The organism is Veillonella sp. 3627 (genome assembly GCF_003992195.1).
In the GTDB taxonomy this organism is placed as follows: Bacteria; Bacillota; Negativicutes; order Veillonellales; family Veillonellaceae; genus F0422.
On the sequence record NZ_RQVG01000001.1, the window covers coordinates 276,211 to 282,528 of the forward strand.

Here is a 6,318-nt window from a genome sequence, read left to right on the forward strand (position 1 = left end):
GGTAACACCGTTTATTTCGTACCGAAAATACGATCTCCCGCATCACCAAGACCAGGTAAAATATATCCATGGTCATTTAATTTTTCATCTAATGCAGCTACATAGATGCGTACGTCAGGATGCGCTTTATTCACAACTTCTACACCTTCTGGGGCTGCTACTAGACACATTAATTGAATTTCTTTAGCACCTTTTTCTTTCAATAAAGAAATCGCTGCTGCTGCACTACCACCTGTAGCCAACATTGGATCTGTCACGATAATTCGACGATCAGCCAAATCAGATGGTAATTTGCAATAGTACTCTACTGGTTGCAATGTTTTTGGATCACGATACATACCTACATGACCTACTTTTGCCATTGGCATTAATTCTAACAAACCATTCACCATACCTAAGCCAGCACGAAGGATAGGCACAATACCCAATTTTTTGCCTGCAATTTGTTTACCAATTGCTTTCACCAATGGGGTCTCTACTTCTACATCTTCTAATGGCAAATCACGTGTGATTTCATAGCCCATTAACAAAGCGATTTCTTCTAATAATTGGCGGAAATCTTTTGTCCCAGTATCTACAGATCGAATCAACGTTACTTTATGTTGAATCAAAGGATGTGTCATTACATTTACGTTCATCTTACTTACTTCCTTTTTATTAATTAAGCATAAATTGGATATTTTTCACAAAGTGTTGCTACACGTTGTTTAGCCTCTGCTAATACAGCAGTATCTTCTGGCTGTTTTAATACTAAAGAAATGATACTTGCAATTTCTTTCATATCTTCTGCATGTAAACCTCTAGTTGTTAACGCTGGAGTGCCTAGGCGGATACCAGATGTAACAAATGGGCTTTCCGGATCAAATGGAATTGTATTTTTATTACATGTAATACCTACTTCATCTAGTACATGTTCAGCTACTTTACCAGTTAAGCCTACAGTACGTAGGTCTACTAATAATACATGCGTATCGGTACCACCAGATACGATAGTAAAACCTTCTTCTTGTAACGCATCAGCTAATGTTTGGGCATTCACAATGATTTGTTTTGCATATTCCTTAAATTCTGGTTGTAATGCTTCACCAAAAGCAACTGCTTTGGCAGCGATGACATGCATCAATGGACCACCTTGAATACCAGGGAAGATAGATTTATCAATCGCTTTAGCATATTCTTCTTTGCACATAATCATACCACCACGTGGTCCACGCAATGTTTTATGTGTAGTGGTAGTTACAATATCAGCATATTCCACTGGATTTGGATGCAATCCTGCTGCCACTAAGCCAGCAAAGTGTGCCATATCCACCATGAAAATTGCGCCTACTTCATGGGCAATATCTGCCATGGTTTTGAAATCAATTTGACGGGAATAAGCACTGCCACCACCGATAATCATTTTAGGCTTATGCTCTTGCGCAATTTTACGCATTTCCTCATAATCAATGCGACCTGTTTCTGCATCTACGCCATAAGGAATAATATTAAAATACTTACCAGATACATTCACTGGAGATCCATGTGTTAAATGTCCACCATGGGATAAATTCATCCCCATAATAGTGTCGCCTGGCTCTAATAAGGCAAAGTACACGCCAAAGTTTGCTTGAGAGCCAGAATGAGGTTGTACATTCACATGTTCTGCGCCGAATAGTTGTTTCGCTCTTTCAATAGCCAACTCTTCTACCATGTCGACATATTCACATCCACCGTAATAGCGTTTATGTGGATATCCTTCTGCGTATTTATTTGTCAATACGCTACCTTGTGCTTCCATCACAGCTTGAGACACAAAGTTTTCCGATGCAATCATTTCTAATTTATTGCGTTGACGACCCAACTCTAATTCAATCATTTCTTGAACTTTAGGGTCTTGCTGTTTTACATAGCTCATGGTAACCTCCTGTGAAAGAAACATATTAATCTATCCTTTATTATAGTAATAATCACAGCCTTTTGCAAGGTAAATTAGTGAATCACCTAACCGTGCTTAGAAGGCAGTACTCATCTGTATTCCTAGGACTCGATATGGCACTGTAAAACCGTTTGGCACTTGTAACGGGGTGGATAAGAATATATTATAGTTAGCACTTCCATAGTGTCCTTTCATACCAATCGCTCCGCCCCATAACGCTGTACCCAATATATCTTCCGTAGATTTTCCGTATACTTTACCATAATCTAAACCTACATACACTGTATGATTCTGATTTAATGATACATCTAAGGTGTTCCGTACATAGAACCCTCGTTCTGCGGCTAGATTTCTATCGCCGGTAAACCCACGCACCGTATACCATCCACCAATGGTAAAGAACTCACTACTGTAAAGATTACTATTCGTATACTGTCCTTTCGCTTCCATTGTATAGGTTGCTTTCCGGTTCCAAAGAGTCATTGTACGCTGATAGTTCACTTTCCCCGTATATATATGATATTGTGTAGTGGCTTCTCCTAAATGATCAGTAGGACCAGGGCTAGCCCACCAAGGAACACCCTTTTCATATTGCACTAACCAATCTAGACTTCCATTCTTGCTATATCGTTTTTGGTGTATTCCTATAGACCAAGACGTGGTATTTCTCCGTTGCACATCAATTTCACTACCATTGATAAAAGAATGCCTTGTCTTATGCGTAAGACCTTGCACTAATTCTGTAATCTGTTGACTATTCCTGTGCAATACGTGTTTCCATCGTAATTCACTGCTAGTAAAGTTACCGCTAGAAATAAAAGGTTTAATGGCATAGCCAACCCGTTGTTGATAGTCTGAATTAGAATGGCTAAAGGTAATACTATCATATCCAATAGGTATTTGATATGATACATAATTTGATGTACTTGTATTGATGCTATCTGAGTGTCTAGATCTAGTTAAGCTATAGTACAAGGTATCACTACGGTCTAATGGTCTACCTACCGTGATGGACACATTCCCTTGAAAGCGTCCTGTTCCTTCATTACCGAAATTATCAAATCCTGTGGTGACCTCTACTTTAGACCTATTTTCTATCTGAAATACCACTATAGATGTACCTAACTTACTTCCCGGTTGTAACTGTACCGTAGCCTTCTGATGGGGCACTGTATTTAGATTATCTACCGTTTGTTCTATCTTCCTTATATTTAAGATATGCCCCTTATGAAAGGCTATTGCGTTTGTATAATTACCTGCCACGCCCTTAAATTGTATTTCTTCCACGGTTCCTACCAGCAAGGATAAGCGAAGTGTGCCACTTCCTATATTTTGAGGCTCCATATAGACCTTAGAGGTAACGTAACCTCTATCTAGTAATGCTGTATTAAGTTCCTGCAACAAGGTATTAATTGTTTCTACCCCATACGATTGATGTTCTTTCTTAGCCACCATGGTTTGCAGAAAACTAAACTCTGGTGGAACCTGTGAAAGTTCAATATGATGAATTAAAAATTCTGGTGCATAATTGGATAGTAGATTCACCTTTTCAGATACTTTCTCTTCTGTAATAACTGTGAAAGCTGGGGGTGTCTTTTGCTCTACATGAGATATAGAACGCTCCATCTGCTCTAGCAGTTTACCTTGCTCGTCTATAGTATTAGCATGAACACTATGAGAAAGCGCCCCTATACACAAACAAGCAAGGCCTGTAACTATTTTATGATTTGTCAATCCTAGACTCCTTCATATTAAAATTTGGCATACTCATTTTTTGGAACAATAGATGCTATCTTCTCTTCAGACAAGTTAGGACTCTTAATTCCTAATTTTTCATAAGACCAAAGGTCAAAGAGTTCATTGTCATAGGCTTGTTCTGCTAATACATCGTAACCAAAGTTAGTAGAAATATGTCGTTCTTCATCTATCATATAGGAGAACACCGTCCACGGTTCAAGATGACAAGCAATAAATGCATTTCGCATGTAATTCGACCACAGTGCTAGTTGTTCCATTGTAGCATCATAAGTCGCCTTAGAAACCACCTTATGGTCTATCATTTCCTCAAAAGTAAGGTATTCACCATCGACAATGATATACCCTAGTTGACGACATACCGTTCCATCATTCTCTACATATAGGTATATCCGCTGATATGTACCTGGCAAGATAGAATACAAAATATCGTAACTATTTTGAAGATATTGTGGAATCAAATCGTGAATATCTTCCCCTGTAAATTCTATAGCTGGATCTACACTAACCACTTCTTCTTCCTCCTCTTCAATAAACTGAGACATATCTATGTGCATAGTCCCTGTGATACATCCTTCATGGGGTGCTACTGCATGCGTAAGCAGTGGTTCCCCATCTGGGGAGAAATATCTTTTTTCCCAAGCTTCTACTAAAGCTAGCTCATCAGTAAAATTATCTTCTGTGACATTGTCATATACATAAGAGAGTTCACCGGTGGAAACGTCGAAAATGTAGTCAATAGATGTATACATTTTGCTGCAAATACGATGCAACTCATCAATTTCATCAATACTTCCTTTTAATGAGATAATTAACTCTTGATATGTACACATCTTATCATTAGATTGTATATTTCTAATTCGTGTCCAGTTATTATCTATAGTATTAATGTAAAGACTAAGTTTCCAATTTTCATGCAGCCTATCTAAATGAAAGTATAGTTTTTTAGTTTTACTAGGCAAATACCTATTGATATACATAATTTGTTTATAGAGCAAGTTCTCTAGCAAATCAGGTATTTTAAGAGTTTTTGTTCTACGCTGTAATATTCTTTTAGGTTGTAAACTGTACTTATCAATATACTTTTCTGCTTCTATTTCCTCCTCCCTTATAAATCCCTTTGTATTTCCTACCTCTACATATGACCATAAAATATACGGTGTATGTGGATATTCATAGTTACCATACAAATCTTCGCTATATGTATATCTAGAATCTCCATTTTTTCCAATCTCAATATTCAGTATATTAAGAGTGTGCACATTATCCTTATTCTTAAACTTATATACTTTGAGAAAATTATCCACTAACATATTAAAAAATGACCTATCTCCAATACGTTCAGAGGAAAAACAAAATAGCTCTCCCTCCATGATATATGTTCCATCCTCAAAAGTAATTATGTATCTTGGTGCTAAACTTGACCTCCAGCACTGTCCAAAAAAAACTAAACTTTCCCAATTATCTTGTAACAAAATATTTAATCTATCTTTTAGTAAGTCAGTCAACTTAATTGCTACTTCATCTTTCATTTCTTTTACAAACATATATTCATCCTCCATTAGGAAGAAACTGAATAACCTCAGGATTGTCATCTACTTTATATATAACATCAAATCCCGTTGGTCGCTTATTAACTTCTTCGTATTTAACATCAATTGTAACTTCTACTTTTTTACCTTCATTTAATCTTTTATACCAAACCCTTTCTAATTCTCTATATTCTACAGTGTTCACAATTTTATCCATCGCAACTAGATTATCTAACTCTCCTGATCCTCCAAAGATTTTAGCTATTAGATGCCCACCATGGTCACCTGGTAATCGGTCATCACCACCTGCTTTTAATTGATCCCCCTTATTTCTCACGCCATCTTCTAATCGCAATTCACCTTGGGCCGCTTTTATACGCCCCAATTCATCAGTTTGGTAATAATACCCTTTACTCTCATATATAATGTTTTCTTTTAATTGTCTAGCTCCCACTCCTGGTTTATATTGCTCACCATTCCGATAAATATCTGGACTATCAGCTAAGCTTGTTGTGTTTGTATTAGGACTTGCCGTTTCAGTAGTAGATTGTTTAAAGGATACTCATAGATTTCTGCATAACATCTAGGTTTTAACTATTATTTAGAAGTATTGTTTATTTCTCATTCCTCTTCATATATTCTTTAATTAAGGAATTGTTTAGTTCTCGGAGACCTTGTGCCACTTTTTTTCCATCTTTATAAGATAAATGAGATTTTTCTATAGAAGACAAAAATACTTCAATATCTGGTATTCTTTTATACAACATATAAAAAGTATTTATATCTTCATCATCCATTGAATGAAAACTTTTAGTAAAGGTAACATCATCATACATGTACTTATTTTTTAATCCCTCCAAGCTAGAATAAGATTTTCTTTCTTCTATGTCATGAATATAGTTTTTATCATACTCTATATTCAAAACTTTAATAATATGAATATCCAACCCCAATTTTGTCTTCGTATATCCTGATAATCCATAAGTATATAAGTTATCACCTTTTACAGTGTAACTATACACCTTATTTTCAATATTGATATCGTTAAAATAATCCCTAAATTCAAAAAAATAATTTATTTCATATCGAAAAAAGGTTTTTGTAGTCATATAC

General features: G+C 36.1%; 5 protein-coding genes and 1 pseudogene. All 6 read right to left on the bottom strand.

The window, feature by feature from the left end; all coding sequences use genetic code 11:
- Positions 1 to 11 precede the first annotated feature (11 nt).
- Entirely contained in the window at positions 12 to 638 is a 627-nt protein-coding gene (gene upp, locus EO114_RS01295; RefSeq protein WP_126941025.1) for a uracil phosphoribosyltransferase, read from the bottom strand.
- Between the two features lie 23 nt (positions 639 to 661).
- Entirely contained in the window at positions 662 to 1,897 is a 1,236-nt protein-coding gene (gene glyA / locus EO114_RS01300; protein WP_127061079.1) for a serine hydroxymethyltransferase, read from the bottom strand.
- A gap of 96 nt (positions 1,898 to 1,993) precedes the next feature.
- Positions 1,994 to 3,652, bottom strand: coding sequence for a ShlB/FhaC/HecB family hemolysin secretion/activation protein (locus EO114_RS01305; RefSeq protein ID WP_126941027.1), 1,659 nt, complete (start codon positions 3,650 to 3,652; stop codon positions 1,994 to 1,996).
- Between the two features lie 17 nt (positions 3,653 to 3,669).
- Positions 3,670 to 5,220 (bottom strand): immunity protein YezG family protein, encoded by a 1,551-nt coding sequence (locus EO114_RS01310; protein ID WP_164723733.1) that lies wholly within the window; start codon positions 5,218 to 5,220, stop codon positions 3,670 to 3,672.
- 4 nt (positions 5,221 to 5,224) lie between these two features.
- Positions 5,225 to 5,659, bottom strand: a complete 435-nt coding sequence (locus EO114_RS01315) for a DNA/RNA non-specific endonuclease (protein WP_164723734.1) — start codon at positions 5,657 to 5,659, stop codon at positions 5,225 to 5,227.
- A 160-nt stretch (positions 5,660 to 5,819) separates the two neighbouring features.
- A pseudogene (locus EO114_RS07830) lies at positions 5,820 to 6,318 on the bottom strand (hypothetical protein); the annotation flags it as partial.